Genomic DNA, 23,737 nt, shown 5'->3' on the forward strand with positions numbered 1-23,737 from the left:
CACCGGAAAGGGACCGCGCCGGGCGCGACGCGTGCCAGCACGGCGCGATGCCGTTGCCGAAATCGTGCTGACGCGCGCCGCGCGCCAGCCGCCAACTTCTTGTGGACGAGGTGAATCATGTGCGGAATCGTCGGAGCAAGCGGCCTGAACAATCAGGTGCCGCAACTGGTCAATGCGCTGAGCCGGCTCGAGTATCGCGGCTACGATTCGTGCGGCATCGCCGTGCAGGGTGACGGCCGCCTGCGCAGCGAACGCACGCTGCGGCGGGTAACCGACCTGCAGGCCCGCGTGCTGACGCTGGGCCTCGAAGCGCAGACCTGCATCGCGCATACGCGCTGGGCGACCCACGGCGCGCCGTCGGAAATGAACGCGCATCCGATCATGTCCGGCGACACGATCGCGGTCGTGCACAACGGGATCATCGAGAATCACGACACGTTGCGCGCCGAATTGCGGGAGCGCGGCTACGTGTTTCGCGGCCAGACCGACACCGAGGTCATCGCGCACCTGATCCACAGCCTCTATCGCGACGACCTGTTCGACGCGGTCGTGCGCGCCGTCAAGCGGCTGCACGGCGCGTACGCGATCGCGGTGCTGAGCGCGCGCGAGCCGCAGCGCCTCGTCGCCGCGCGCGCGGGCTCGCCGCTCGTGATCGGCATCGGCGCCGAGCAGAACTACCTCGCGTCGGACTGCGCGGCGCTCGGCGACCTGACCGACCGTTTCGTCTACCTGGAAGACGGCGACGTCGCGCTGATCACCCCGGAGCGCATCGCGGTGGTCGACGCGGGCGGCCACGAAGCGCGGCGCCCGCTGTGCGAAGTGAAGGCGCGCGTAGGCGACGCCGCGCTCGGCCCGTACCAGCATTTCATGCAGAAGGAGATCTTCGAGCAGCCGAAGGCGATCGACAGCACGCTCGACGGCATCGACGCGATCTCGCCGGCACTGTTCGACGCGACCGACGGCACGCGCGCCCAGCTGTCGAGAGTCAGGAGTGTGCTGTTGCTCGGTTGCGGCACCAGCTACTACGCGGGCCTGACCGCGAAATACTGGCTGGAGAGCATCGCCGGCATCCCCGCGCAGGTCGAGATCGCCAGCGAATTCCGCTACCGCGACACGGTGGCCGATCCGCGTACGCTCGTCGTCGGCATCTCGCAATCGGGCGAGACGGCCGACACGATCGGCGCACTCGAACAGGCCCGCGCGACGGGCCAGACGTTGTCGATGGCGATTTGCAACGTCGCCACCAGCACGATCGCGCGCAACGCGCCGCTGCGGTTCCTGACGCGGGCCGGCATCGAGCTCGGCGTCGCGTCGACCAAGGCGTTCACGACGCAGCTCGTCGCGCTGTTCGTGCTGACGCTGACGCTCGCTCAACTGCGCGGCCGGCTCGACGCGGCACAGGTCGCGCTGCACCTGAAGCAGTTGCGCGCGCTTTCCGGCCGCATCAGCCACGCGCTCGCGCTGGAAACGCAGATCATGGGCTGGGCCGCGAAGTTCGCGCGCACCGAGAACGCGCTGTTCCTCGGGCGCGGCATTCATTTCCCGATCGCGATGGAGGGCGCGCTGAAACTCAAGGAAGTGTCGTACATCCACGCGGAAGGCTATGCGGCCGGCGAGCTGAAGCATGGCCCGCTCGCGCTCGTCACGAGCGCGATGCCGGTCGTCACGATCGCGCCGGACGACCGCCTGTTCCAGAAGCTCAAGTCCAACATGGCCGAAGTACGCGCACGCGGCGGGCGGCTCTACGTGCTGGCCGGCAGCGCGCTCGAGATCGACGCCGACCGCGACACGCACCTGATCCGCGTGCGCGAATCGGGCGACCTGCTGTCGCCGATCGTCAACGTGATCCCGCTGCAACTGCTCGCGTATCACGTGGGCTGCGCGCGCGGCGCCGACGTCGACAAGCCGCGCAATCTCGCGAAATCGGTGACGGTCGAATGAAGCGACGCGCGCGTGCGGCGCACGCGGCTGCGCTGGGTGTCGCGGCCGCGCTGGGCGGCGCCTGCGGCATCGTCACGGCGCCGCCGCCTGCCTGCGCCGCCGCGCCGCCGGTCGTGCATACGGTCACCGTGCCGGCGCCGGCTGCGGCATCGCCCCGCCCGGGCGTCGATCCGCGCAGCTTCATGCACGGCATCGGCGTGGCCGACGCCGGCGACGGCAGGCGCTGGGTGTTCTTCAGCAGTTCGGGCCTCGTGCCGCGCGGCGCGCTGCGCAGCGGCAACTGGCCGCATGACGTGTACGTCGGCGAATGGCTGCCCGGCAAGCCGCAACTGGTGCACGTCCGTCCGTTCATCAGCCGCCCCGAGGCGCAGGAACCCGTATCGGTCGCGCAGAACGCGCGCGGCGACATCTTCGTCACGTTCGAGGACGGCTGGAACACGCCGAACGTCGTGAGCCAGCGATACGGCGTCTATCGGCGCGACCTGAAGCCGATCAAGCCGTATCCGAACGACGTCGAGTCCGGCGGCCACTCGGGGCACGTCGCCACGGCGGCCGACCGCTTCGTCGTGTTCTATTCGGCCGACTGGATCGACGGCGGCGGCGTCGACAACCTCGGCACCGGCAACGGCGTCTACGTGAAAACCTACGACGCGGCCGGGCGCGTGCTCAACCATGTCGCGGTCGCGCCGCGCCGCCGCGAGTGGTGGCCCGTCGGCGCGGGCTCGCCGCACACCGCGCTGCTCGTGTGGCAGAAATTCATCGAAGGCAGCACGGACGCGACGCTCGAATACGCGATGTTCGACCCCGTCACCGCAAAGCTGGACAAGCTCGGGACGCTGAACGACGCGATCCGGTACTACGTGTACTCGTCGGCTTATGTGCCGGCGATCGATCGCTTCCTCGTCGTCACGACGACGGCGGACGATCGCGGCGTCGCGATGCTGATCGCGCCGGACGGCCGCCGCACGGCGACGCTCGACTGCCTGCCGGCGTCGGTGCGCGAGTCCGGCATCGGGGTGTCGGGCGCGCATGCGTACGTGCCGACCCGCGACGGGCGGCTGCTGACGCTCGCGCTCGGGCCCGCGGACATCGCGGTCGGCGGCGTGCAGCGCTCGCCGATTCCGTGGAGCACGACAGGGATCGCCGCCTTCCCGGCGAGCGGCACCGCGATGCATTTCGTGTCGCTGACGCCGTCGGGCGCGCGCGAAGCCGATTTCGAACCGGCGCACGAGACGCCATGGCCGAACGGCGAAGCGCGTTGTTCAAGTCGTTGACGCAGGCCCGGCAGCGGGTTGGCCGTCAACGCGGTGGGGGCGAGCGCGCCCGCCCCTGATCCGTCGATCCGCTCTTTCCCGCGTCGCGTCGCGTTGCGCGCTGCCGCAGCGTGCCCCGCCCCGATCGTCGGGCACGCGCGCCGCTTGCGCCGAACGCGCGCGATCGCCGCCCCTCAGCGCGCCGCAGTCGCCAGCGTCGCGCGTACCGGATAGACTGTCGCCCGATTCCTTCCCTCGGCCGCGGCCTGCTTCGCATGTCGCCGCCGCAACGCCCCTTCCCGGAGAACGCATGCTGATGCGCCGGTGGTTTCCGCTTTTGCTGCTGACGATCTGCGTCGTCGGACAACACGCGTCGGCGCAGTCCGCGCTCGAACTCGACACCGACGGCACGGCCCGCGCCCTTACGCGGCAAACGCTGCTCGCGCGCCCCGATGCGACGGACGTCCACGTGCCGCGCGACATCGCGTACGGCCGGCCGATGACGTTCCGCGCGGTGCCGTTCGCGGCGCTGCTCGGCGACACGCCGCTGCCGGCCGACGGCGTGCTCGAAACCCGCGCGGCCGACGGCTTCGCCGCGCAACTGCCGCTGGACCTCGTCGCCCGCCGTACGCCGGCCGGCGCCGTTCCGTGGCTCGCGATCGAGGACCCGGCGCATCCGTGGCCGAAGCTGCCCGGCAAGCAGGTCAGCGCGGGGCCGTTCTATCTGGTCTGGCTCGGGCCGCACGCGTCGTCGGTGCGCGGCGAGCAGTGGCCGTACCAGATCGTGCGCGTCACGATCGAATCGTCGCCGCTCGCGCGCTGGCCGTCGCTCGCCGTCGATCCCGCATTGCCCGCGAACGATCCGGCCCGCGCGGGCCAGCGACTGTTCGTCACGCAATGCCTCGCGTGCCATCGTCTCGACGGCGCGGGCAGCAGCCATGCCGGCCCCGACCTGAACACGCCGATGAATCCGGTCGACTACTTCCAGCCCGCCGCGCTGCGCCGCTATATCCGCAACCCGGCATCGGTGCGCGACTGGCCGGGCCGCAGCATGCCGGCGTTCCCCCCCGATCAGCTGAGCGAGCGCGAACTCGACCAGATCGTCGCGTATCTCGCATACATGGCGCGGCGCAAGGCCGGTCAATGACGTATGACTCGCCCCCGCAAGGAACCTCGATGACGTCAGGCGATACGCTGTTTACCGTTGCAACGATCGCGGCCGCGCAAACGCACCCGCTGCGCGCGACGATCCTGCTGAACGGCGATCTGAACGCGTGCGAACTCGCCGGCGACCATGCGCCGACGACCCTGCACGTCGGCGTGCGCGATGCGTCGGGTATCGTCGCGGTCGCGTCGCTCTGCGAGGAGTCGCGCAACGATGATCCCGCGCAGCCGGCGTGGCGGCTGCGCGGGATGGCCGTCCACCCGGCCGTGCGGGGCCTGGGCTTCGGGCGGATGCTGGTGCAGGTTTGCGTGCGGCACGCCGACACGCACGGCGCCGCGCTCGTGTGGTGCACGGCACGCGAAGCCGCGTACCGGTTCTATGAAAAGCTCGGGTTCGCAGCCGACGGGGCGACGATGACGATGCCGGGGCGCACCGATACCGCATTTCACGTGATGCGGCGCTATCTCGACCGACCGTCGCCGGCGGCCTGACGCGCGCCGCAAGCACGCACGCAACGTCAGCGGAAAACCGGCACGGCGCGCACGTTTTCGCCGGCGCGCCGCGCAACGCAGGTTCAGGCTTCCTGCGCGCTTTGCAGCACCGCGCGCAACAGCACGTCGGCGCCCGCCGCCGCCCATTCGGGCGTAATCGCTTCGGCTTCGTTGTGGCTCAGCCCGTCGACGCACGGCACGAAGATCATCCCCGTCGGCGCGACACGCGCGACATAGCACGCGTCATGGCCCGCCCCCGACACGATGTCCATGTGCGGCAGCCCGAGCGCGCGGGCCGCGTCGCGCACCGTGTCGATGCAGCGCGGGGCGAACGGAATCGGCGCATACGTGAAGATCTGCTCGATCTGCGCGCCGAGACCGGTTTCGCCGGCCACGCGCGCCAGTTCCGCACGCAGCGCCGCATCCAGTGCGTCGAGTACCGCGTCGTCGGGGTGGCGGAACTCGACCGTGAAGAAGCAGCCGCCCGGCACCGTGTTGCGCGAATTCGGCCGCGCGTCGATCATCCCGACCGTCGCGCGCGCATGCGGCGCATGACGGCGGCCGAGCGTGTCGACGAACGCGATCATCCGCGCGGCGCCGACCAGCGCATCGCGGCGAAATTCCATCGGCGTCGTGCCCGCGTGCGCATCGACACCGGTGAGCGTCACCTCGTACCAGCGCTGCCCCTGCCCGGCCGTCACGACGCCGATCGTCTTGCCGGCCCGTTCGAGAATCGCGCCCTGTTCGATGTGCAGTTCGTACGCCGCATGCACCGGATAGCCGCCGACGGGCTCCGCGCCCGCGTAGCCGATCCGCGCCAGTTCCTCGCCGATCGTCCGGCCCGCGGCGTCGGTGCGCGACAGCCCGTATTCGAGCGTGTAGACGCCGGAGAACACGCCGGCCGACACCATCGCCGGCGCGAAGCGCGACCCTTCCTCGTTGGTCCAGATCACGACGTCGATCGGGCGCTCGGTCTCGATGCCCGCATCGTTCAGCGCGCGCACGACCTCGAGCCCGCCGAGCACGCCGTAGATGCCGTCGTAGCGGCCGCCCGTCGGCTGCGAATCGGCGTGCGAGCCCGTCATGACCGGCGCGGCGTCAGGGTTGCGGCCCGCGCGGCGCGCGAACACGTTGCCCATCCGGTCGACGCGCACCGTGCAGCCGGCGTCCTGCGCCCATTGCACGAACAGGTCGCGCGACTCGCGATCGAGATCGGTCAGCGCCAGACGGCAGACGCCGCCCTTCGGCGTCGCGCCGATCTCGGCCATCCGGTCGAGCGACGCCCACAGGCGCGCGCCGTCGACGCGCGGCGCGCTCGCGCTCGCGCGTTGCGCATCGACGGTGAAGCTGGCGTTGGCGGTGTCGTCACGCATCGCCGTTCTCCGGCGCGGCCTGCCGCGCGTAGCGGAAATCGCAGCGCTTGCCGCCTTGCATGATCGTGCTCGTGCGCGTGAGCGCGATGTCAGGCGCATAGCCCTGGATGAAATAGCTGTCGCGCGCGCAGCTCAGCAGGTGCCCGATCTCGCCGAGCCCCATCGCGTGGTACATCTCCGCGTAGCTGCAGCGATGCACGTCGTAGTCGTAGTGCGCGTCGTCCGCGCGCTTCACCTCGACGTCGAGCGCATCGTCCTTTTCCCACAGCACCTGCAGCGCGATGAACGACTGCACGCTCGTGCCGTCCGGCTCCTGCGCGGCGAACGTGCGGCCCGCGTCGACGGCCGCGCCGCGCACGGCTTCCGCGATCACCGCCTGCGCGCGCTCGGTGCCGAACTCGCGCTTCATGATCTCGTAGATCGGCTTGATGATTTCCGCTTCGATGCGCCGCCGCGCGAGGATGCCGAGGCGCGTGTCCTCGGGGGCGGCGGCGGATGGGGAGGTCGCTTCGGTCATGGGGATCGTCTCCGTTGTGTCGTGGTTCATTGCCGCGCCGCGGTGCGCGCGCCGCCGAGCACGTCGACGACGGTCCACTTGCCGCCGCGCACCTGGTAGATCGTGAAGGCCGGGTCTTTCAGGTTGCCGTCGGCATCGAACGCGATGCGCCCCGTCACGCCGGGCCGGTCGATCGCGCGCACCGCCGCGACCAGCTTCGCCGGCTGCGTCGTGCCGGCCTTCTGCGCGGCCGCGATCAGCGTGGCGGCCGCGTCGTACGCGAACGGCGCATGCAGTTCGATCGGCGCGCGAAAGCGCGCCTGGTATTGCGTGTCGAACGCTTTGCCGCCCGGCATCCGGGCGAGCGGCAGGCCCGGTTCGAGCGCGGTCACGCCGTCGCCGTCCTTGCCCGCGAGCGACAGGAAGGTTTGACTCACGAAGCCGCCCGCGCCGAGCAGCGGCGCGTTCACGCCGAGCTGGCGCATCCGGCGCGCGATCGGCGCGGCCTGCGCGTCGAGCCCGCCGAAGAACACGAGATCCGCGCGCTTGCCCTTGATTGCCGTCAGCACGCCGCTGAAGTCGGTCGTCTTGTCGTTCACGTACTGGCGATCGACGATCGCGCCGCCGTTCGCCTGCACGCCCTTGATGAACTGGTCGGCCAGCCCCGCGCCGAACGACGTGCGATCGTCGATCACCGCGATGCGCTTCGCCTTCAGCGTCTTCACCGCGTACGCGCCCGTGAAGTTGCCGCCCGCATCGTCGTGACCCATGATGCGGAACGCCGTCGCGTAGCCCTGCTGCGTGTATTGATGGCCGGTGGATGCCGGCGCGATCTGCGGAATGCCCGCATCGCGATAGACGCGCGACGCCGGCACGCTGCAGCCCGTGTTCCAATGGCCGACGACGCCGATCACGTGCCGGTCGACCAACTGCTGCGCGACCGCGACGGCCGTGCGCGGATCGGATTGATCGTCGGCCGCGACGAGCTTGTAGACCACCGCCTTGCCGCCGATGGTCGGATGCTTCGCGTTCGCGTCGTCGATCGCGAGTTGCGCGCCGTTCTGCAGATCCTTGCCGATCCGCGCGGACGGGCCGGTGAGCGGCGCGGCGAGACCGATCAGGATCGTCTGCGGCGCGGATTGCGCGAAGGCGGGAGCGGAGGCGACCAGGGCGGCCGCCGCAAATGCGAGGCTGGCGGGGAGGAAGGCGAGTTTCATGTGCGGGGATCGGCGAGTCGAATCAAAACATGAAAAATATTAAATATTCAGCACCCAAACCCCAAATACCCAATTGTTGGATGCTTATGCCATTCCCTGCACATTAACCTACTGCGCTGTAAATAAACGACATTTTCTTGTTGTCGCTTACCCTGACTTTTCGATAAAATTCGACACATGAAAAATATCGAACAATTGCCGCACGATCCGCCATTGCGCGCGGTGCGTGCGTTCGAAGCCTTCGCGCGTCTCGGGTCGGTCACCGCGGCGGCGGGCGAGCTCGACATCACGCCGTCGGCGGTCAGCCATCAGCTTCAGCTGCTCGAAGCGTTCATCCAGACGCCGCTGACGGTGCGCGAAGGCCGGCTGCTGGCGCTCACCGACGAAGGCCGCGACTACTACCGCTCGATCAGCGCCGCGTTCTCGGTGCTGCGCAGCGCGACGCGCTTCGTGCGCGACCGCTCGTCGCTGCGGCAGATCACCGTCAGCCTGATTCCGCTGCTCGGCATCGGCTGGTTCATCCCGCGCCTGCACGCGTTCCTCGCCGACAACACGGACGTCGACGTCACCGTGCTGTACGCGCATCACCGCAACTACCGCAGCGATGCGTCCGACCTGTCGATCCGCTTCGGCACCGGCGACTGGCCCGGCTATCGCTGCGAGCGGCTGCTGCCGGGCGCGATGGTGCCGATGTGCAGCCCGGCGTTCCTGAAGCGCCACGGGCCGTTTCGCACGCCGGCCGATCTCGCGCGCGCGCCGCTCGTGCACGACGAGGACCGCAGCACGTGGGTCAACTGGCTGCAAGGTGCCGGCGTGCGGCACGTGTCGCATGCGGTGGGGCCGATGTTCGAGGACGGCCAGCTCACGCTGAGCGCCGCGCGCGCGGATCTCGGCGCGGCGTTGCTGCGCGCGCCGCTGGTCGAACGCGAACTGGCGAACGGCGAACTCGTGAAGCTGTTCGATCACGCGCTCGACGACGGACGCGATTACTACCTGTGCACGCGCGAGGATGCGGACATGCCGGACGGCGCGCGGCGGCTCGCGGCGTGGTTGAGGAAGATGGCGGGGATCTGAGCGGCGCACCGCGCTCGCGCTGCCGGATGCGCGAGCACTCGCCGCGCCGCCTCCTGCCCGGGTCTTGCACGCGCGCGATTGAATATATACGATATACATATCATATATCGGAGGCTGTCATGAGCCGGATTCTGATCGACCTGTCGAATGGCCAGCTCGACGAGCTGGCCGCCATCGTCGAGACTGAACGTCGTCCCCGCGCCGCGGTCATCCGCGACGCGATCGATGCCTACATTGCCCTGCACAAGCGCCCGCTCGCCGACGACGTCTTCGGTCTCTGGAAGGATCGCGCGGTCGACGGGCTCGCCTACCAGGAGGAATTGCGTTCGGAATGGTAAAAGCGCTCTTCGACACCAACATCCTGATCGACTATCTGGGCGGCGTGGAATCCGCCCGCGCGGAACTGGGCCGCTACGACTATCGTGCGATCAGCACGATCTCGTGGATGGAGGTCCTGGTCGGTACGTCCGCACGCGACGAAGCCCCGATCCGCGCGTGGCTTTCGTCGTTCGACGTCATCGCGCTCGACAGCGCGATTGCCGATCGCGCCGTGACCATTCGAAAGGAACGCCGCATCCGCCTGCCCGACGCGATCGTCTGGGCATCGGCGCAAGTAAACGGCCTGCTGCTCGTGTCGCGCAACACGAAAGACTTTCCTCCCACCGAGCCCGGCGTCCGGATGCCGTACCGGATCTGACGCGAGGCGCGCGGCTGCGCGCGTCCCTCCTTTCGCCGCGACCTGCTCCGCGATCCAAAGCCGCCGGACGAGCCTCCCCGCATCGTCGTCAAACAAGGGCCGGAAGCAGATAGAAATTCCCGATGCCGCGGATTGAAACAAGCAATTTCACAAACTCAGGGTGAACCCGGATACTGGCAACACTCCACTCCACACCGAAGCAAAGGAAACCACCAGATGCCGATCATCAACACCCAAATCAAACCGTTCAAGGCAACCGCATACCACAACGGCGAGTTCGTGCCCGTCTCGGAAGAGAACTTCAAGGGCAAGTGGTCCGTCGTCGTGTTCTACCCGGCCGACTTCACGTTCGTCTGCCCGACCGAACTGGGCGACCTCGCCGACCGTTACGCGGAATTCCAGAAGCTGGGTGTCGAAATCTACGGCGTGTCGACCGACACGCACTTCACGCACAAGGCATGGCACGACACGTCGGACACGATCGGCAAGATCAAGTACCCGCTGGTCGGCGACCCGACGCTCACGCTGTCGCGCAACTTCGACGTGCTGATCGAGGAAGAAGGGATGGCACTGCGCGGCACGTTCGTGATCAACCCGGAAGGCGAGATCAAGCTGTGCGAAATCCACGACAACGGCATCGGCCGCGACGCAGGCGAACTGCTGCGCAAGGTGCAGGCTGCGCAGTACATCGCGGCGCACCCGGGTGAAGTGTGCCCGGCCAAGTGGACGCCGGGTGCGGAAACGCTGACCCCGTCGCTCGACCTGATCGGCAAGATCTGACGATCGCCGCGCGCGCCTCGCCCGGGGCGCGCGAGCCGCACCAAGACGGGCCGCTGCAGCATGCGGCCCGCACCCTCCTCCGGCACGACGTGCCCGACCCGCCTCATCAATACGGAATCCGAAACGCCATGCTCGACGCCAATCTCAAGAACCAACTGAAAGCGTACCTCGAAAAGATCACGCGCCCGATCGAACTCGTCGCGTCGCTCGACGACGGCGCGAAATCGCAGGAACTGCTGGCGCTGCTGAACGAGATTGCGTCGCTGACGGATCGCGTGAGCGTGACCGAACGCCGCGACGACGCCGAGCGCAAGCCGTCGTTCTCGATCGGCGAGCCCGGCAAGCCGGCGGGCATCCGCTTCGCCGGCATCCCGATGGGGCATGAATTCACGTCGCTCGTGCTCGCGCTGCTGCAGACGGGCGGCCATCCGATCAAGCTCGACGACGACGTGATCGAACAGATCCGCGCGCTCGACGGCGACTACGCGTTCGAAACGTATTTCTCGCTGTCGTGCCAGAACTGCCCGGAAGTCGTGCAGGCGCTGAACGTGATGTCGCTGATCAACCCGCGCATCCGTCACGTCGCGATCGACGGCGCGCTGTTCCAGGATGAAGTCGAGTCGCGCCAGATCATGGCCGTGCCGACGATGTTCCTGAACGGCGCATCGTTCGGCCAGGGCCGCAGCAGCGTGAAGGAAATCCTCGCGAAGCTCGATACGGGTGCGAGCGCGCGCGCCGTGAAATCGCTGGAAAACAAGCCGGTGTTCGACACGCTGATCGTCGGCGGCGGCCCGGCGGGCGCGGCCGCGGCCATCTATTCGGCGCGCAAGGGCATCGCGACGGGCGTCGTCGCCGAGCGCTTCGGCGGCCAGGTGCTCGACACGATGGCGATCGAGAATTTCGTCTCGGTGCAGGAAACCGAAGGGCCGAAGTTCGCGACCGCGCTCGAACAGCACGTGAAGCAGTACGACGTCGACATCATGGACGTGCAGCGCGCCGATGCGCTGATTCCGGGCGACGTGCACCAGATCCGCCTCGCGAACGGCGCGGTGCTGAAGGCGAAGACGATCGTTCTCGCGACCGGCGCGCGCTGGCGCGAAATCAACGTGCCGGGCGAGCGCGAATACCGCAACCGCGGTGTCGCGTACTGCCCGCACTGCGACGGCCCGCTGTTCAAGGGCAAGCGCGTCGCGGTGGTCGGCGGCGGCAACTCGGGCGTCGAGGCCGCGATCGACCTCGCCGGCATCGTGAAGGAAGTCACGCTGATCGAATTCGGCGCGCAACTGCGGGCGGACGAAGTGCTGCAGCGCAAGCTGCGCAGCCTGCCGAACGTGACGATCGTCACGCAGGCGCAGACGACCGAGCTGACCGGCGACGGGAGCAAGCTGAACGGGCTCGTCTACAAGGATCTGCGCTCGGGCGACACGCAGCGCATCGAGCTCGAAGGCGTGTTCGTGCAGATCGGCCTCGTGCCGAACACCGAATGGCTGAAGGGCACGGTCGAACTGTCGAAGCACGGCGAGATCGTCGTCGATGCGCGCGGCGCGACGTCGATACCGGGCGTGTTCGCCGCCGGCGACGTGACGACGGTGCCGTTCAAGCAGATCGTGATCGCGGTGGGCGAAGGCGCGAAGGCATCGCTCGGCGCGTTCGATCACCTGATCCGGCAGGACGTGGCGCCGGTGGCCGCCGCGCAGCCGCAGGCCGAAGAGGCCGTCGCCGCGTAACGCGCGTCAGCCCGTCGGCATACCCGTTTGTCTCTCTTGGCCCCGCATGCTTTGGTCGGCGTGCGGGGCCCTTTTTATACGCAAGACATCGGCGCTTACTGGGGCGCGGCCGGGCCGTCGTTCGCCGGCACGGGCGCAGGCGCCGTCGACTTGAAACTGCTCGACTGCCTGACCAGTTGCTCGGTCATCGCGGCGGCCACCGGATTCGCGCCGGACGACGCCTTTCCCTGACGATACGAACCGGTGCTCGCCGACGTCGCCTGCATCGATGACGTCGACGGCGTCGACGGCGGCGGCAGCGACGGATCGAGCTTCGCCGATTCCCTGACGAGCGCGGCCGTCTCCGGCGTTTCGGATTTCGTCGCGGCCGGTGCGGCGGCTGCGTGGCGGTCGAGGCCATCGCGCTTGCGCGGCGCATGTTGCGCGGCCTGCGCGGGCGCAGCCGACGGAGCGAGTGCGGCGGCCGGTGCCGGCGGGGTCGAATCCTGTGCATCCACCGTCACGACGTTGACCTTGGGCGGCGGCGCGGCCGGCTTCGTCTCGGGTTGCGGCTTGTCGCTGACTATCGGAACGGGGGGTGCCGCCGCAGGCGCGGCGCCCACGCGCGCGGTTGCGGCCGGTGCGGGTGCGGATAAAGACGGCGCGGCAGCCGCCTGCTTCGTTGCCGTCGGTGCCGGCGGCGCGATCGCGCCCTGCACCGCGTGATCGTCGCCCGCGGGCGCCGCGGCAACAGGCGCGGCCGAATCGCCGATGCCGGCGTCTTCGATCGCACGGTGGTCCGCGCGCAGCAGCATCACGTACGCGGAGCCGGCCGCGACGACCAGGAGGCCGCCTGCGATCATCATGGTTTTATGGGTACTCGTCATGCTTGCTCACCGATCGTATCCACGTGAACAAGCCATCATACGCGGCCGGCGTGCGTTGATCCCGCATGAATACATTTGGTTGCATTGATGTCGGCAAAGGCCGCCGACGCGGTGCCGCGCGCACCATCCGCACTATCGTCAGACGGAAAAAATACCGCGCTCGCCCGTCAGATGCAGAAGATCGCGACCGCGATCCCGCCGAACAGCAGCCACTTGACGATGTAGTACACGGTGCGATTCCACGCCTTCAGGCGCTTGCCGGCACGGCGAATTGCATACAGGTACCTGAACGCACGATTGAGCCCGCCCGTGCGATCGCCGGTTTCGTTCGGCGACGCGGCCGCGCGCATCAGCAGTTGCCCGAATGCATCGTTCACGCGCTGCGCCCAGCGATATTTCATCGGGCGATCGATGTCGCAGAACAGGATCACGCGATCGTGCGCGGTGCGGTTTTCGGCCCAGTGCAGATACGTCTCGTCGAACATCACGGCCTCGCCGTCGCGCCATGCGTACGACTCGCCGTCGACGACGATCCGGCACGCGTCGTCGTTCGGCGTATCGAGCCCGATGTGGTAGCGCAGCGAGCCCGCATACGGATCGCGATGCAGCCCGAGCTTGCCGCCCGGCGGCAGCTGCGCGAACATCGCCGCCTTGATCGACGGAATCCGCGACAGGATCTCGACCGAGCGCGGACACAATGCCTGCGCGGACGGATGCGGCGCGTCGTACCACTTCAGGTAGAAACGCTTCCAGCCGTGGCGAAAGAACGAATTGAAACCGATGTCGTTGTACTCGCCCGACGCCTTGATCCGGCTCGCGTCGCGCAACGCGAGCGCTTCGCTGCGGAACGTGCGCCATTCGCGCTGCAGCACCGCGAGTTCCGGAAAATGATTCGTGTCGAGAAACGGCGTGGTCGGCACCGACGAGAACGCGTACGAAAAGCAGTTCAGCGGTGCGGTAAAGGTCGAGTGGTCGGATAGTTGCCTGAACAACGGGTGCCGAACCTTGCCGCGCCGATGCGTGTACACGACACACGCAATGAACACGATCAACAGGACCCAGCGCATCGATATTTCCCCCGTAAGCTGTTTGCCAAAATTCTAGGTACGGGGAAATTTTCCTGCTCTGACGCGCAGATCGTACGGTGCGCCTGTCACGACGCGGCGAGGCGGCGGATCGATCCGCGCCGAAACGCCGAAAAGCCCGAAAATACGGGCTTTTCGGGCAATCCTGATGCGCGCGCGACCTGCTGCCGACGCACGCGCCGGCGGCGATTATTCCGGAAACGGCAAATCAGTTTGTCCGTCTGCGCGCATATCGAACGTGTTGAGCGTCATCGCGACGAGCGCGTAATAGCCGAGCAGTGCGACGAGGTTCACCACGGTCTCGTGGCCGAAGCGCGCCTGCGCGCGCGCGAACGTCGCATCGCTCACGCGGCGCGTGTCGTACAGCTCGCTCGCGAACGCATGGATCAGCGCGTCGTCGTCCGATTCGAACGCGGGCGCGACGCCGCGCCGGATCGCGTCGGCCGTCGCGGCCGGCACGCCTGCGTCGAGCGCGATCGGATGATGGATGTGCCATTCCGCCTGCGAACGCCAGCGCGCCGCAGTCACGAGAATCGCGAGTTCCGACAGGCGCAGCGGCAGCCCCGTGCGATAGCGGCAGAACGCGCCGAGCTTCTGTGCGTGCTGAGCGAGCTCGGGGCTCGCGATCCAGCCGAGAAACGGCCCGTTCAGGTTGCCGCGCGGGCCGCTGAGAATGTCGGCGAGCACGGCCTTCTGTTCGTCGGTGGCCGACGCGGGATCGAAAGGAGGCAGTCTGTTGGTCATGGTGAACCTTCGGTGAGGTCGGCGTTCACGCGTGGGCCGCGGCGAGCGCCGCGCCGATCGCGCCGGACAGCCGTTCGACGATCGTATCGATCTGCTGCGCGGTACTGACGAACGGCGGCGCGACGAGGATGTGGTCGCCGTGCACGCCGTCGATCGTGCCACCCATCGGATACACCATCAACCCGCGTTGCATTGCTTCGCGCTTGACCGCCGCATGCAGTTTCAGCGCGGGATCGAACGTCGCCTTGGTGTCGCGATCGCGCACGAGTTCGACGCCGACGAACAGGCCGCGGCCGCGCACGTCGCCGACGTGCGGATGCGAACCGTAATGCTCGCGCAACGTTGCGCGCAGTTGTTCGCCGCGCGCCTTCACGTTGTCGAGCAGATGCTCTTCGGCGATCACGCGCTGCACTTCGAGCGCGGCCGCGCAGGCGGTCGCGTGGCCGAGGTACGTGTGGCCGTGCTGGAAGAAGCCCGAGCCGTCGACGATCGTCCGGTAGATCCGGTCGCTCACCAGCGTCGCGCCGATCGGCTGGTAACCCGCGCCGAGACCTTTCGCGATCGTCAGCAGGTCGGGCGCGACGCCGTCTTCTTCGCACGCGTACAGATAGCCCGTGCGCCCCATTCCCGACATGATTTCGTCGAGGATCAGCAGCACGCCGTACTGGTCGCACACCGCGCGAATCTTCTTCAGGTACGTGCGCACGGGCGGCACCGCGCCGGCCGTCGCACCGACCACCGTCTCCGCGACGAACGCCGCGACGTTTTCCGCGCCGAGCTCGACGATCTTCCGTTCGAGTTCGTCGGCCAGGCGCTGCGCATACGCTTCGTCGGTTTCACCGGCCTGCTGGTCGCGGTACGCATAGCACGGGCTCACGTGGTGCGCCTCGATCAGCAGTGGCAGGAACGGCTCGCGCCGCCACGCGTTGCCGCCGATCGCGAGCGCGCCGAGCGTGTTGCCGTGATAGCTCTGGCGCCGCGCGATGAAGTGGCGGCGCTGCGGCTCGCCCTTCTCGACGAAATACTGGCGCGCGAGCTTCAGCGCGGCCTCGATCGCCTCGGAGCCGCCCGACACGAAATACACGTGTTCGAGGCCCGCCGGCGCGGCGTCGACGAGCCGGTCGGCAAGTTCCTCCGCCACGTCGGTCGTGAAGAACGACGTATGCGCGTACGCCAGTTGCTGCGCCTGCCGCTTGATCGCGTCGATCACGCGCTGGTTGCTGTGGCCGAGACACGACACGGCCGCGCCGCCGCATGCGTCGATGTAGCGCTTGCCGGTGGAGTCGATGATTTCGATGCCGTCGCCGGCGACGGCGACGGGCAACGTGGCGCGCGGAGCGCGATGGAAAACGGTCGTCATGCGTTGCCTCATGGTTCAGGACGCGTCGTGCGCGCGTCCGGACGGCTCGATGCGCGTCGCGAAACGCTGCGTGCCGTGTTGATGAATCGTGAAATCGATCGATGCCGCGCCGATCGCGAACACTGCGGTTGCCAGCGTGTTCTCGTCGTCGGGGTCGGCCGGATCGTCGCGGTAGATCGGCAGCCCTTGCGGCGCGCGATCGCCGAGCACGTGCAGCAGCGCGGCGGTGTCGATCGTGTCGATGCCGGGCGTCAGCGCGTCAACGCGGCGCTGGCGGTCGGCAGACGACTGCGTGACGATCTGCGCCTCCGCGTCGCAACCGGGATGCACGAGATGGTTCGCGTGGCCCGCGAGCCGTGCGACATCGACGACCGAACAGCGCGCGACGCTCGCCTCGATGCTCAGCACGCGTTCATCGCCGGTCGCACCGAGCGTGTGATGAAAGCCGCTCGCGCGCGCATGCCCGCGCAGCACGTCGACCGCTGCATCGAGCGACGTCGCGTCGAGCACGGCGCGCGCGAGGATCATGCGCGGGACGCCCGGCGCCGGCGTGCGGATCCGCAGGTTGTTGATCGCCTGCGCGATGCCCGTGCGGTTCGCGGCAAACGTATGGCCCGGCAGCGAGCCGGGGTAGTAGAAGCTGATGAAGCCCGGCTTGCCCGCCGGCTGCACGTCGACGAGCAGGCAGCGTTCGCGCAGGTACGGATCGCCGTCCTCGTTGTGCGCGATCCAGCGCGTGCCGTTCGCATCGCGCGCAGCGAGCGTCGTGCAGCCGTCCGGCGCGTGGTGGATCAGCTCGCCGCGGCAGTTCCACAGGAAGATGTCCTCGGCCGGCCAGCCGATGCCCGCCGCGATCCCGTCCAGCTCCGCGACGAGGTCGGGGTACGCGGCCAGCGCCACCTGCCGCAGCGCGGCGACGAACGGATCGCCGCGCCAGCGGCGCACGGCCTGCCATGCGCTGCTCTGCTGCATGTACGCGTCGAACACCGGGCGGGCGAGTTCGCCGAGGCGCACGCCGATGTCGAACGGCGTGCCGGCGATGACGGGAGAAAGGGAAAGCGGCATGTCGGATGTTTCGGTTTCGTTCAGGACACGTGTTTCAGGAATTCCTTCAGGCGCGGCGTCGGCGGCCGGTCGATCAGGTCGACCGGATGGCCGTCCTCGGCAATGCCGCCCTGATCCATGAACAGCAGCCGCGTGCCGACCCGCTTCGCGAAGCCGATCTCGTGCGTGACGACGATCATCGTCATCCCTTCGGTCGCCAGATCCTGCATCACTTTCAGCACTTCGTGGCGCAATTCCGGATCGAGCGCCGACGTCGGCTCGTCGAACAGCATCAGCCGCGGCCGGATCGCGAGCGCACGCGCGATCGCGACGCGCTGCTGCTGGCCGCCCGACAGCTCCGACGGGTAATGATTCGCGCGCGATTCGAGGCCGACCTTGTCGAGCAGCGCCATCGCCTGGTCGCGCGCATCGGCACGCGATGCGCCGCGCACCTGGATCGGCCCGAACATCACGTTCTCGAGCGCGGTCATTTGCGGAAACAGGTTGAACTGCTGGAACACCATGCCGGCTTCGAGCCGGATGTTGCGGATCGTCGTCGCGTTGCCGCGCACGCTCTGGCCATCGACGAGCAGTTCGCCGCCGGTGATTTTCTCGAGCGCGTTGATACAGCGCAGCATCGTCGACTTGCCCGAGCCCGACGGGCCGATCACGACGACCACTTCGCCAGTGTCGATCTTCAGGTCGATATGCTTCAACACCGGCACGTGGCCGAAGCTCTTCGACACGTTCTGGAATTCGATCATGCTCACAGGATGCGCATCCTCTTCTCGACGAGCCGCAGCGTCAGCGTCATCGCGCCGGTCAGCAGCAGATAGATAATGGCCACGGCCGTCCAGATCTCGACCGCCTGGAAATTGCCCGCGATGATTTCCTGCCCCTTGCGCGTCAGTTCGCCGACGCCGATCACGATGAACAGCGACGTGTCCTTCAGGCTCACGATGCACTGGTTGCCGAGCGGCGGAATCAGCCGCCGGAATGCGAGCGGCCCGACCACCTTCAGCAGCACGCGCGGCATCGACAGGCCCATCGCGAGCCCCGCTTCCGTCAGCCCCTTCGGGATCGACAGCAGTGCGCCCCGCACCACTTCCGCGAGATACGCGCCGGAATTCACCGTGATCGCGATGATCGCGGCCGTCAGGCCGTCGATGCGGATATGCGCGAGCAGCGGCAGCGCGAAATACAGGAACATCACCTGCACGACGATCGGCGTGCCGCGGATCAGTTCAATATAAACCTGTGCGAGCACGTTCATCGCCTTCGGTCCGTACGCGCGGAACATCCCCGCGATCATCCCGACGACGAAGCCGCCCACCAGCCCGAAAAATGCGATGAACACCGTCAGCCGGACCCCGTCCATCAGGTCCGGCAGCGCTGCCCAGATCGCCGACCAATCGAAATTCACGTATCGCTCCCCGTTCGATTCAAGACCGGCGCGGCCGCCCGGCCGCGCCATGGCGCGTGCTCACGCTCACATCTTCGGCGGCTCGGCGCCGAACCACTTCCGGTAGATCTGCGCGTAGCGGCCGTCAGCCCGGATCTTCACGAGCGACGCGTTGACCTTCGGCACGAGCGGGCTGCCCTTCGGGAAGCCGATCCCGTATTTGTCGCCGCTGACCGGCTGGCCCGCGACCTTCACCTTGCCCTTGCCTTCGTTGTTCACGAAGAACAGCACGTTCGGCGTGTCGTGCATCGCCGCGTCGACGCGGCCCGCTTCGAGCGCGAGGTACGCCTGGTCGATGTTCGGGAACTGGCGGACCTCCTTCGGCTTCAGGTGCGCCTTGATCCAGTCGATCGTCGCCGTGCCGGTTTTCGCGGCGATCACCTTGCCGTTCAGGTCGTCGATCGACTTGATCGACGTGTTGCCGGTCTGCACCATCGCCGCGAGGCCGCTGTCGTAGTACGGCGCGGAGAAGTCGATCGCCTTCTTTCGCTCCTCGCGGATCGTCATCCCCGACAGCGCGACGTCGATGTTCTGCGTCTGCAGCGCCGGGATCAGGCCCGCGAAATCCATCGGCTGGATCGTGTATTTCCAGCCCTGGTCCTTCGCGATCTCCGCCCACAGGTCGAGATCGAAGCCGACGTACTTGTCGCCCTGCTTGAACTCGAACGGCATGAACGACGTATCGGTCCCGACGACGAGCGTCCTGGTATCCGCGTGCGCGAGGCTGGCGCCGAGCGCGGCAGCAACCGCGACGGCTTTCAGGAAGGAACGGCGACTCATGGTTTCTCTCCGCATAATTGAGCGATATGACCGGCCAGCCGGCCGGCGGTAACGACGACATCGAGCCGCACCGCAACATGCGATGCCGAATTAGACATTAGTGCAACAAGTGTTGTCAATGGCGATACTACGACGACAAAAAAGTCCGCAACAGGGAAATGCATCGAGACAAACCCGGCGCGTGCGACGCGGTTAAATCGGAGGAAAGGAAGTGCGGCTCGAGGGGAGAGGCGGCCGGGACGGATCGTGCCGCGCGGGCCGATGGCGGCGGCTGGCGAGCAGTTGGCGGTGAGTGGTGAGTGGCCCGGACGGGCAGGTTTGCCGCCTCGGGCATCATGCGCGAGAGGAGGATGGCGGCGCGACCGCGCGGCGCTGATCGCCGCCGCGAGCGCGCTCGTCGGGCCGTTTTTCAACCCGTTTTGGGTTCACGTGTCAGCGCGGATCGTCGTCGGTTCGACGTGCGGCGCGGCGCCGGGGCGGCCGCCCGCGCGATGCCCTCAATCGCCGGTGCGGCTCAACACATGTTGCCGAATGCGCGCGCCCCAACCGGCCGGCCGCGCGCCGCTGCGGCATCGCTTACGCCGCCACCCCACTCGCCTGATGCGACACGAGCCGCGCATACGCACCCTGCCGCGCCATCAGGTCCGCATGCCGTCCGGCCTCGATCACGCTGCCGTGCTCCATCACGAGGATCAGGTCGGCATTGCGCACGGTCGACAGCCGGTGCGCGATGACGATCGACGTGCGCTGCGTCATCAGGTCTTCCAGCGCCGCGCGGATCTGCTGCTCGCTGATCGTATCCAGATGGGACGTCGCTTCGTCGAGGATCAGCACCGGCGCATCCTTCAGGAACGCGCGCGCAATCGCGACACGCTGGCGCTGGCCGCCCGACAGTTGCACGCCGCGCTCGCCAACGCGCGTCGCGAGCCCGTCCGGCAGCCGCGCGACGAATTCGCCGAGCGCCGCATGGTCGATCGCACGCCGCACGTCCGCGTCGGACGCATCGTTCGCCGCGAGCCGGATATTCGCTTCGAGCGTGTCGTTGAACAGGTAGGTATCCTGCGCAACGAGCGCGATGTGCTGCCGCAGGTCGTCGAGCCGCAAGTCGCGCAGGTCGACGCCGCCGAGCGTCACGCGGCCTTGCTGCGGGTCCCAGAAGCGCAGCAGCAGGCTCGCGACCGTCGATTTGCCGGCGCCCGATGCGCCGACCAGCGCGACGGTACTGCCGCGCGGCACCTCGAAACTCACGCGGTCGATCGCGGGCACGCTGCGGCCCGGATACGTGAAGCTCGCGGCTTCGAAACGCACCGCCGGATCGGCGGGCATCGCGTGCGTGCCGTCGGTCACCGGCACGGGTTCCTTCTCCAGCGCACGCAGGCGGCGCGTCGACGCGATCGTGTCGGCGAGCTGGCGCGCGACCTGGCCGATTTCGGCCACCGGCATGAACGCGGCCACCGCGACCAGCACCAGCAGCGGCAACGACTCGCGCGGAAACCAGCCGCGCGCGCACAGCAGCGCGCCGAGCGCCGCGACGACCAGCCCGCCGAGCCCACTCGCGACTTCCAGCGCGGCGCTCTGCGACGACAGGTCGTCGAGCAGCTTCGCGCGCTGCTTCCGGTATGCATCGACTTCGGCCACGAACGCGTCGCGCCGGCGCGCCACGGCCTGGAACGCGGTCAGCTCCGCGAGCCCCTGGATCGTTTCGGTCAGGTGCGCGCCAAGCTGGCCGAGCGCTTCGCGCGCGCCGGTGCCGAGCCGGTCGACCTCGCGCCGCGCGAGCACCGGCGCGAGCCCGGCCCACAACAGGAACGGCAGCAGCACGAGCGCGAGCGGCCACGCAATCGATGCGAGCAGCACCAGCACCGCGGCCGGCACGAGCACCGCGACGAATGCGGGCGCGAGCGTGTGCGCATAGAAATACTCGACGGTCTCGACGTCCTGCGTCGCGAGCGACACCAGATCGCCGGACCGGCGGCGCAGCAGCCCGGCCGGCGCCAGACGTTCGAGCGTCGCGAACAGCGCGATGCGCATTTCCGCGAGCAGCCGGTAGGCCATGTCGTGCGCGAGCCACGATTCGAGCCAGTGCAGCACGGCCGCCACCGGCGCGATCACGAGCAGCGCGGTGACGAGCGCCGGGCTCACGTGCCCGCCCGGCACCGCTCCAACCACCAGCGCGCCGATCACGCCGACACCGATGAACGCGAGCACGCGGCCGATCCCGAACAGCACCGTCAGCACGACCTTGCCCGTCCACGGACGCACGAAGCGCAGCAGCGTCTGCAAGGTTTCCGGCCAGCCGACTTCGGCCGCATCGTCGTTCAGCGGCCGCACCTGCGGGCCCGACGATACGCGTGCGGTAACACCGGCCGGCGCCGTCGCGCCGACCGTTTCGGCGACCGCTTCCAGTTGCGGCCCCATCAGCCGGCGATACGGGCCGTCGCGCGCGATCAGCGCCGCGTGCGTGCCCTCGTCGACCACCCGTCCCTGGTCGAGCACCAGGATGCGGTCGGCGCCGATCACGCTGGACAGCCGGTGCGCGAGCACGAGCGTCGTACGCCCGCGCGTGAGCCGGTCGAGCGCCTGCTGGATCAGCGCTTCGTTCTCCGCATCGACCGACGACAACGCCTCGTCGAGCAGCAGGATCGGCGCGTCGCGCAGCAGCGCACGCGCAATCGCGATGCGCTGGCGCTGACCGCCCGACAGCATGAGCCCGCGCTCACCGATGCGCGTCGCGTAGCCGTCGGGCAGCGCCGAGATGAAATCGTGCGCGTTGGCCGCGCGCGCGGCGGCGATCATGTCCGCGTCGGTCGCGTCGGGGCGGCCGAGCCGCAGGTTGTCGGCGACGCTGCCGTCGAACAGCGTCGCATCCTGCGCGACGACCGCGATCATTTCACGCACCTGGCCGGCATCGAGCGTGCGCACGTCGCGGCCGCCGATGCGGATTGCGCCGCCCTGCGCATCGTGCTGGCGCAGCAGCAGGCGCACGATCGTCGATTTGCCCGCGCCGCTCGGCCCGACGATCGCCACCGTCTCGCCTTCGCGCACCGAGAAGCTCAGCGCCGCATGCGCATCCGCGCGGCGGCCCGGATACGCGAAGCTGACCGCGTCGAACGCGATCTCCGGCCGCAGGCCCGTCACGCGCGGCGCGTCGGCGGCCGGCGCGTGGCTCTGCGCGTCGAGCAGCGCGTGGATCGCATTCGCGGCCGACTGGCCGATCATCCCCTGGTGCAACACCGACCGCAGGTCGCGCAGCGGCCGGAAGATTTCACTGCCGGCCATCAGCACGATCAGCAGCGCTTCGAGGCTCATGTCGCCGTGCCGCACGCGCCACGCACCGACCGCGATCGCGACGGCCGCGCCCAGGCCGGTGCCGAGATCGGTGAAGAAGCGCGTCAGCAGGCCGAGCGCGAGCACCCAGAACGTGCTGTCGGACAACGCGCGCGCCTTCGCGGCCAGCTTCGCGCCGAACGCCGTGCTTTGCCCGAACGCCTTCAGCGTCGGCAGGCCCTGCACCGCGTCGAGAAACTCCTCGCCGAACGCCTTGAACGCAGCCGAACGCGCGAGCGCGGCGCGCTTGTCGGCGCGATGCACGAGCTGCGGCAACGCGAGCGTGACGAGCGCCGCGACCAGCAGGATCGCGGCCGTCGGCACGTCCCACCACGCGAGCACCGCGAAGATCATCACCGGCGCACAGGCGGCGATCACGAGCTGCGGCAGGTAGGTGCCGAAAAAGGTCTGCAGCTGCTCGACGCCGTCGACGACGGCCAGCATCACACCGCCCGTGCGTTCGCCGCTGAACCACGCGGGGCCGAGCGCGGCGATCCGGTCGAACAGCCGCGCGCGCAGCGTGGCCTGCACGCGCCCGGCCGTGTGCTGCGCGAGCACCGTGCGGCGATGATCGAGCCATGCGCGCAGCAGCACGCAGGCCGCCGTTGCAGCGACGGCTTCGCCGATGCTGCGCGCCGGCGCGCCGGAAAAGACCAGCGCCAGCACGCGGCCGAGAAATACGAAGCGCAGGATGCCGACACCCATCGCGAGCAGGCCGAGCGCGACGGCCGCGGCCACCCGCCAGCGCAGCCCCGCCATCATCGCCCATAGTCGTCGGTCGAAATACATGAAGCCCTCCAGTCGTATCTGTGACGTTTTTGTTGACCGGATCGAGGCTACCCGCGCGGCCCGCGC

21 protein-coding genes are annotated in these 23,737 nt (G+C 68.5%); 9 read left to right on the top strand and 12 right to left on the bottom strand.

All coding sequences use genetic code 11. The features are described 5' to 3' along the window. The first annotated feature begins 117 nt into the window (after positions 1–117). The 4 genes from glmS to HWX08_RS05710 all read left to right on the top strand — a co-directional run bounded on the left by glmS (position 118) and on the right by HWX08_RS05710 (position 4,850). Positions 118–1,941, top strand: coding sequence for a glutamine--fructose-6-phosphate transaminase (isomerizing) (gene glmS, locus HWX08_RS05695; RefSeq protein WP_174922063.1), 1,824 nt, complete (start codon positions 118–120; stop codon positions 1,939–1,941). Further along, entirely contained in the window at positions 1,938–3,215 is a 1,278-nt protein-coding gene (locus HWX08_RS05700; RefSeq protein WP_174922064.1) for a hypothetical protein, read from the top strand. The genes glmS and HWX08_RS05700 overlap by 4 nt, the downstream gene beginning before the upstream one ends. A gap of 289 nt (positions 3,216–3,504) precedes the next feature. Beyond that, the gene (locus tag HWX08_RS05705) at positions 3,505–4,341 is read left to right on the top strand and encodes a c-type cytochrome (protein WP_069259650.1); all 837 of its coding nucleotides are present in this window, start codon (positions 3,505–3,507) and stop codon (positions 4,339–4,341) included. A gap of 29 nt (positions 4,342–4,370) precedes the next feature. Then, positions 4,371–4,850: a GNAT family N-acetyltransferase gene (locus HWX08_RS05710; RefSeq protein ID WP_174922065.1), complete on the top strand. Its 480-nt coding sequence runs from the start codon at positions 4,371–4,373 to the stop codon at positions 4,848–4,850. 83 nt (positions 4,851–4,933) lie between these two features. Here HWX08_RS05710 and HWX08_RS05715 read toward each other — a convergent pair whose 3' ends face one another. The 3 genes from HWX08_RS05715 to HWX08_RS05725 are packed head-to-tail and all read right to left on the bottom strand — an operon-like array spanning position 4,934 to position 7,936. After that, entirely contained in the window at positions 4,934–6,223 is a 1,290-nt protein-coding gene (locus tag HWX08_RS05715) for a Zn-dependent hydrolase (protein WP_174922066.1), read from the bottom strand. Further along, positions 6,216–6,740: an L-2-amino-thiazoline-4-carboxylic acid hydrolase gene (locus HWX08_RS05720; protein WP_069259647.1), complete on the bottom strand. Its 525-nt coding sequence runs from the start codon at positions 6,738–6,740 to the stop codon at positions 6,216–6,218. The genes HWX08_RS05715 and HWX08_RS05720 overlap by 8 nt, the downstream gene beginning before the upstream one ends. Positions 6,741–6,766: 26 nt before the next feature. Beyond that, a complete protein-coding gene (locus HWX08_RS05725; protein WP_174922067.1) occupies positions 6,767–7,936 on the bottom strand; it encodes a branched-chain amino acid ABC transporter substrate-binding protein in 1,170 nt (389 codons plus the stop codon). Between the two features lie 177 nt (positions 7,937–8,113). On the opposite strand from HWX08_RS05725, the gene HWX08_RS05730 reads away from it, so the two are divergent. The 5 genes from HWX08_RS05730 (at position 8,114) to ahpF (ending at position 12,214) form a co-directional block, all read left to right on the top strand. After that, the gene (locus HWX08_RS05730; RefSeq protein ID WP_107313469.1) at positions 8,114–9,010 is read left to right on the top strand and encodes a LysR substrate-binding domain-containing protein; all 897 of its coding nucleotides are present in this window, start codon (positions 8,114–8,116) and stop codon (positions 9,008–9,010) included. Between the two features lie 119 nt (positions 9,011–9,129). Continuing rightward, positions 9,130–9,348, top strand: coding sequence for a CopG family transcriptional regulator (locus HWX08_RS05735; RefSeq protein ID WP_069259644.1), 219 nt, complete (start codon positions 9,130–9,132; stop codon positions 9,346–9,348). After that, positions 9,342–9,707 (top strand): type II toxin-antitoxin system VapC family toxin, encoded by a 366-nt coding sequence (locus HWX08_RS05740; RefSeq protein ID WP_174922068.1) that lies wholly within the window; start codon positions 9,342–9,344, stop codon positions 9,705–9,707. The genes HWX08_RS05735 and HWX08_RS05740 overlap by 7 nt, the downstream gene beginning before the upstream one ends. 216 nt (positions 9,708–9,923) lie before the next feature. Then, positions 9,924–10,487, top strand: coding sequence for an alkyl hydroperoxide reductase subunit C (gene ahpC, locus HWX08_RS05745; protein ID WP_069259642.1), 564 nt, complete (start codon positions 9,924–9,926; stop codon positions 10,485–10,487). 128 nt (positions 10,488–10,615) lie between these two features. Next, entirely contained in the window at positions 10,616–12,214 is a 1,599-nt protein-coding gene (ahpF, locus tag HWX08_RS05750) for an alkyl hydroperoxide reductase subunit F (protein WP_174922069.1), read from the top strand. Positions 12,215–12,309: 95 nt separating this feature from the next. Here ahpF and HWX08_RS05755 read toward each other — a convergent pair whose 3' ends face one another. From HWX08_RS05755 to HWX08_RS05795, 9 genes are all read right to left on the bottom strand, one after another. Continuing rightward, on the bottom strand, positions 12,310–13,080 hold the full coding sequence (locus HWX08_RS05755; protein ID WP_174922070.1) for an extensin: 771 nt from the start codon (positions 13,078–13,080) through the stop codon (positions 12,310–12,312). A 167-nt stretch (positions 13,081–13,247) separates the two neighbouring features. Continuing rightward, the gene (gene lpxO / locus HWX08_RS05760) at positions 13,248–14,147 is read right to left on the bottom strand and encodes a lipid A hydroxylase LpxO (RefSeq protein WP_174922071.1); all 900 of its coding nucleotides are present in this window, start codon (positions 14,145–14,147) and stop codon (positions 13,248–13,250) included. Between the two features lie 207 nt (positions 14,148–14,354). Further along, positions 14,355–14,909, bottom strand: coding sequence for a carboxymuconolactone decarboxylase family protein (locus HWX08_RS05765; RefSeq protein WP_174922072.1), 555 nt, complete (start codon positions 14,907–14,909; stop codon positions 14,355–14,357). Between the two features lie 25 nt (positions 14,910–14,934). Continuing rightward, entirely contained in the window at positions 14,935–16,269 is a 1,335-nt protein-coding gene (locus HWX08_RS05770) for an aspartate aminotransferase family protein (RefSeq protein ID WP_174922073.1), read from the bottom strand. A 15-nt stretch (positions 16,270–16,284) separates the two neighbouring features. Further along, positions 16,285–17,334, bottom strand: coding sequence for a C45 family autoproteolytic acyltransferase/hydrolase (locus tag HWX08_RS05775; RefSeq protein ID WP_174922074.1), 1,050 nt, complete (start codon positions 17,332–17,334; stop codon positions 16,285–16,287). A 20-nt stretch (positions 17,335–17,354) separates the two neighbouring features. Next, positions 17,355–18,083, bottom strand: coding sequence for a glutamine ABC transporter ATP-binding protein GlnQ (glnQ, locus tag HWX08_RS05780; protein ID WP_174922075.1), 729 nt, complete (start codon positions 18,081–18,083; stop codon positions 17,355–17,357). Continuing rightward, complete coding sequence (gene glnP, locus HWX08_RS05785) at positions 18,080–18,787, bottom strand: glutamine ABC transporter permease GlnP (protein WP_174922076.1); 708 nt, start codon at positions 18,785–18,787, stop codon at positions 18,080–18,082. The genes glnQ and glnP overlap by 4 nt, the downstream gene beginning before the upstream one ends. Positions 18,788–18,802: 15 nt before the next feature. Then, complete coding sequence (gene glnH / locus HWX08_RS05790) at positions 18,803–19,555, bottom strand: glutamine ABC transporter substrate-binding protein GlnH (protein WP_069259635.1); 753 nt, start codon at positions 19,553–19,555, stop codon at positions 18,803–18,805. 576 nt (positions 19,556–20,131) lie between these two features. After that, positions 20,132–23,671, bottom strand: a complete 3,540-nt coding sequence (locus HWX08_RS05795; protein WP_174922077.1) for an ABC transporter ATP-binding protein/permease — start codon at positions 23,669–23,671, stop codon at positions 20,132–20,134. Positions 23,672–23,737: the final 66 nt, after the last annotated feature.

It is taken from the genome of Burkholderia metallica (assembly GCF_902832845.1).
GTDB lineage: Bacteria > Pseudomonadota > Gammaproteobacteria > Burkholderiales > Burkholderiaceae > Burkholderia > Burkholderia metallica.

Bases quoted from the DNA above. Each gene is read 5' to 3' on its own strand.
- HWX08_RS05705 (WP_069259650.1), top strand. From the start codon at position 3,505: ATGCTGATGCGCCGGTGGTTTCCGCTTTTGCTGCTGACGATCTGCGTC.
- HWX08_RS05700 (WP_174922064.1), top strand. From the start codon at position 1,938: ATGAAGCGACGCGCGCGTGCGGCGCACGCGGCTGCGCTGGGTGTCGCG.
- HWX08_RS05735 (WP_069259644.1), top strand. From the start codon at position 9,130: ATGAGCCGGATTCTGATCGACCTGTCGAATGGCCAGCTCGACGAGCTG.
- HWX08_RS05740 (WP_174922068.1), top strand. From the start codon at position 9,342: ATGGTAAAAGCGCTCTTCGACACCAACATCCTGATCGACTATCTGGGC.
- HWX08_RS05765 (WP_174922072.1), bottom strand. From the start codon at position 14,909: ATGACCAACAGACTGCCTCCTTTCGATCCCGCGTCGGCCACCGACGAA.
- ahpC (WP_069259642.1), top strand. From the start codon at position 9,924: ATGCCGATCATCAACACCCAAATCAAACCGTTCAAGGCAACCGCATAC.
- HWX08_RS05720 (WP_069259647.1), bottom strand. From the start codon at position 6,740: ATGACCGAAGCGACCTCCCCATCCGCCGCCGCCCCCGAGGACACGCGC.
- HWX08_RS05755 (WP_174922070.1), bottom strand. From the start codon at position 13,080: ATGACGAGTACCCATAAAACCATGATGATCGCAGGCGGCCTCCTGGTC.
- HWX08_RS05725 (WP_174922067.1), bottom strand. From the start codon at position 7,936: ATGAAACTCGCCTTCCTCCCCGCCAGCCTCGCATTTGCGGCGGCCGCC.
- glmS (WP_174922063.1), top strand. From the start codon at position 118: ATGTGCGGAATCGTCGGAGCAAGCGGCCTGAACAATCAGGTGCCGCAA.
- HWX08_RS05775 (WP_174922074.1), bottom strand. From the start codon at position 17,334: ATGCCGCTTTCCCTTTCTCCCGTCATCGCCGGCACGCCGTTCGACATC.
- lpxO (WP_174922071.1), bottom strand. From the start codon at position 14,147: ATGCGCTGGGTCCTGTTGATCGTGTTCATTGCGTGTGTCGTGTACACG.
- HWX08_RS05715 (WP_174922066.1), bottom strand. From the start codon at position 6,223: ATGCGTGACGACACCGCCAACGCCAGCTTCACCGTCGATGCGCAACGC.
- glnP (WP_174922076.1), bottom strand. From the start codon at position 18,787: ATGGCGCGGCCGGGCGGCCGCGCCGGTCTTGAATCGAACGGGGAGCGA.
- HWX08_RS05730 (WP_107313469.1), top strand. From the start codon at position 8,114: ATGAAAAATATCGAACAATTGCCGCACGATCCGCCATTGCGCGCGGTG.
- glnH (WP_069259635.1), bottom strand. From the start codon at position 19,555: ATGAGTCGCCGTTCCTTCCTGAAAGCCGTCGCGGTTGCTGCCGCGCTC.
- ahpF (WP_174922069.1), top strand. From the start codon at position 10,616: ATGCTCGACGCCAATCTCAAGAACCAACTGAAAGCGTACCTCGAAAAG.
- HWX08_RS05795 (WP_174922077.1), bottom strand. From the start codon at position 23,671: ATGTATTTCGACCGACGACTATGGGCGATGATGGCGGGGCTGCGCTGG.
- HWX08_RS05770 (WP_174922073.1), bottom strand. From the start codon at position 16,269: ATGACGACCGTTTTCCATCGCGCTCCGCGCGCCACGTTGCCCGTCGCC.
- HWX08_RS05710 (WP_174922065.1), top strand. From the start codon at position 4,371: ATGACGTCAGGCGATACGCTGTTTACCGTTGCAACGATCGCGGCCGCG.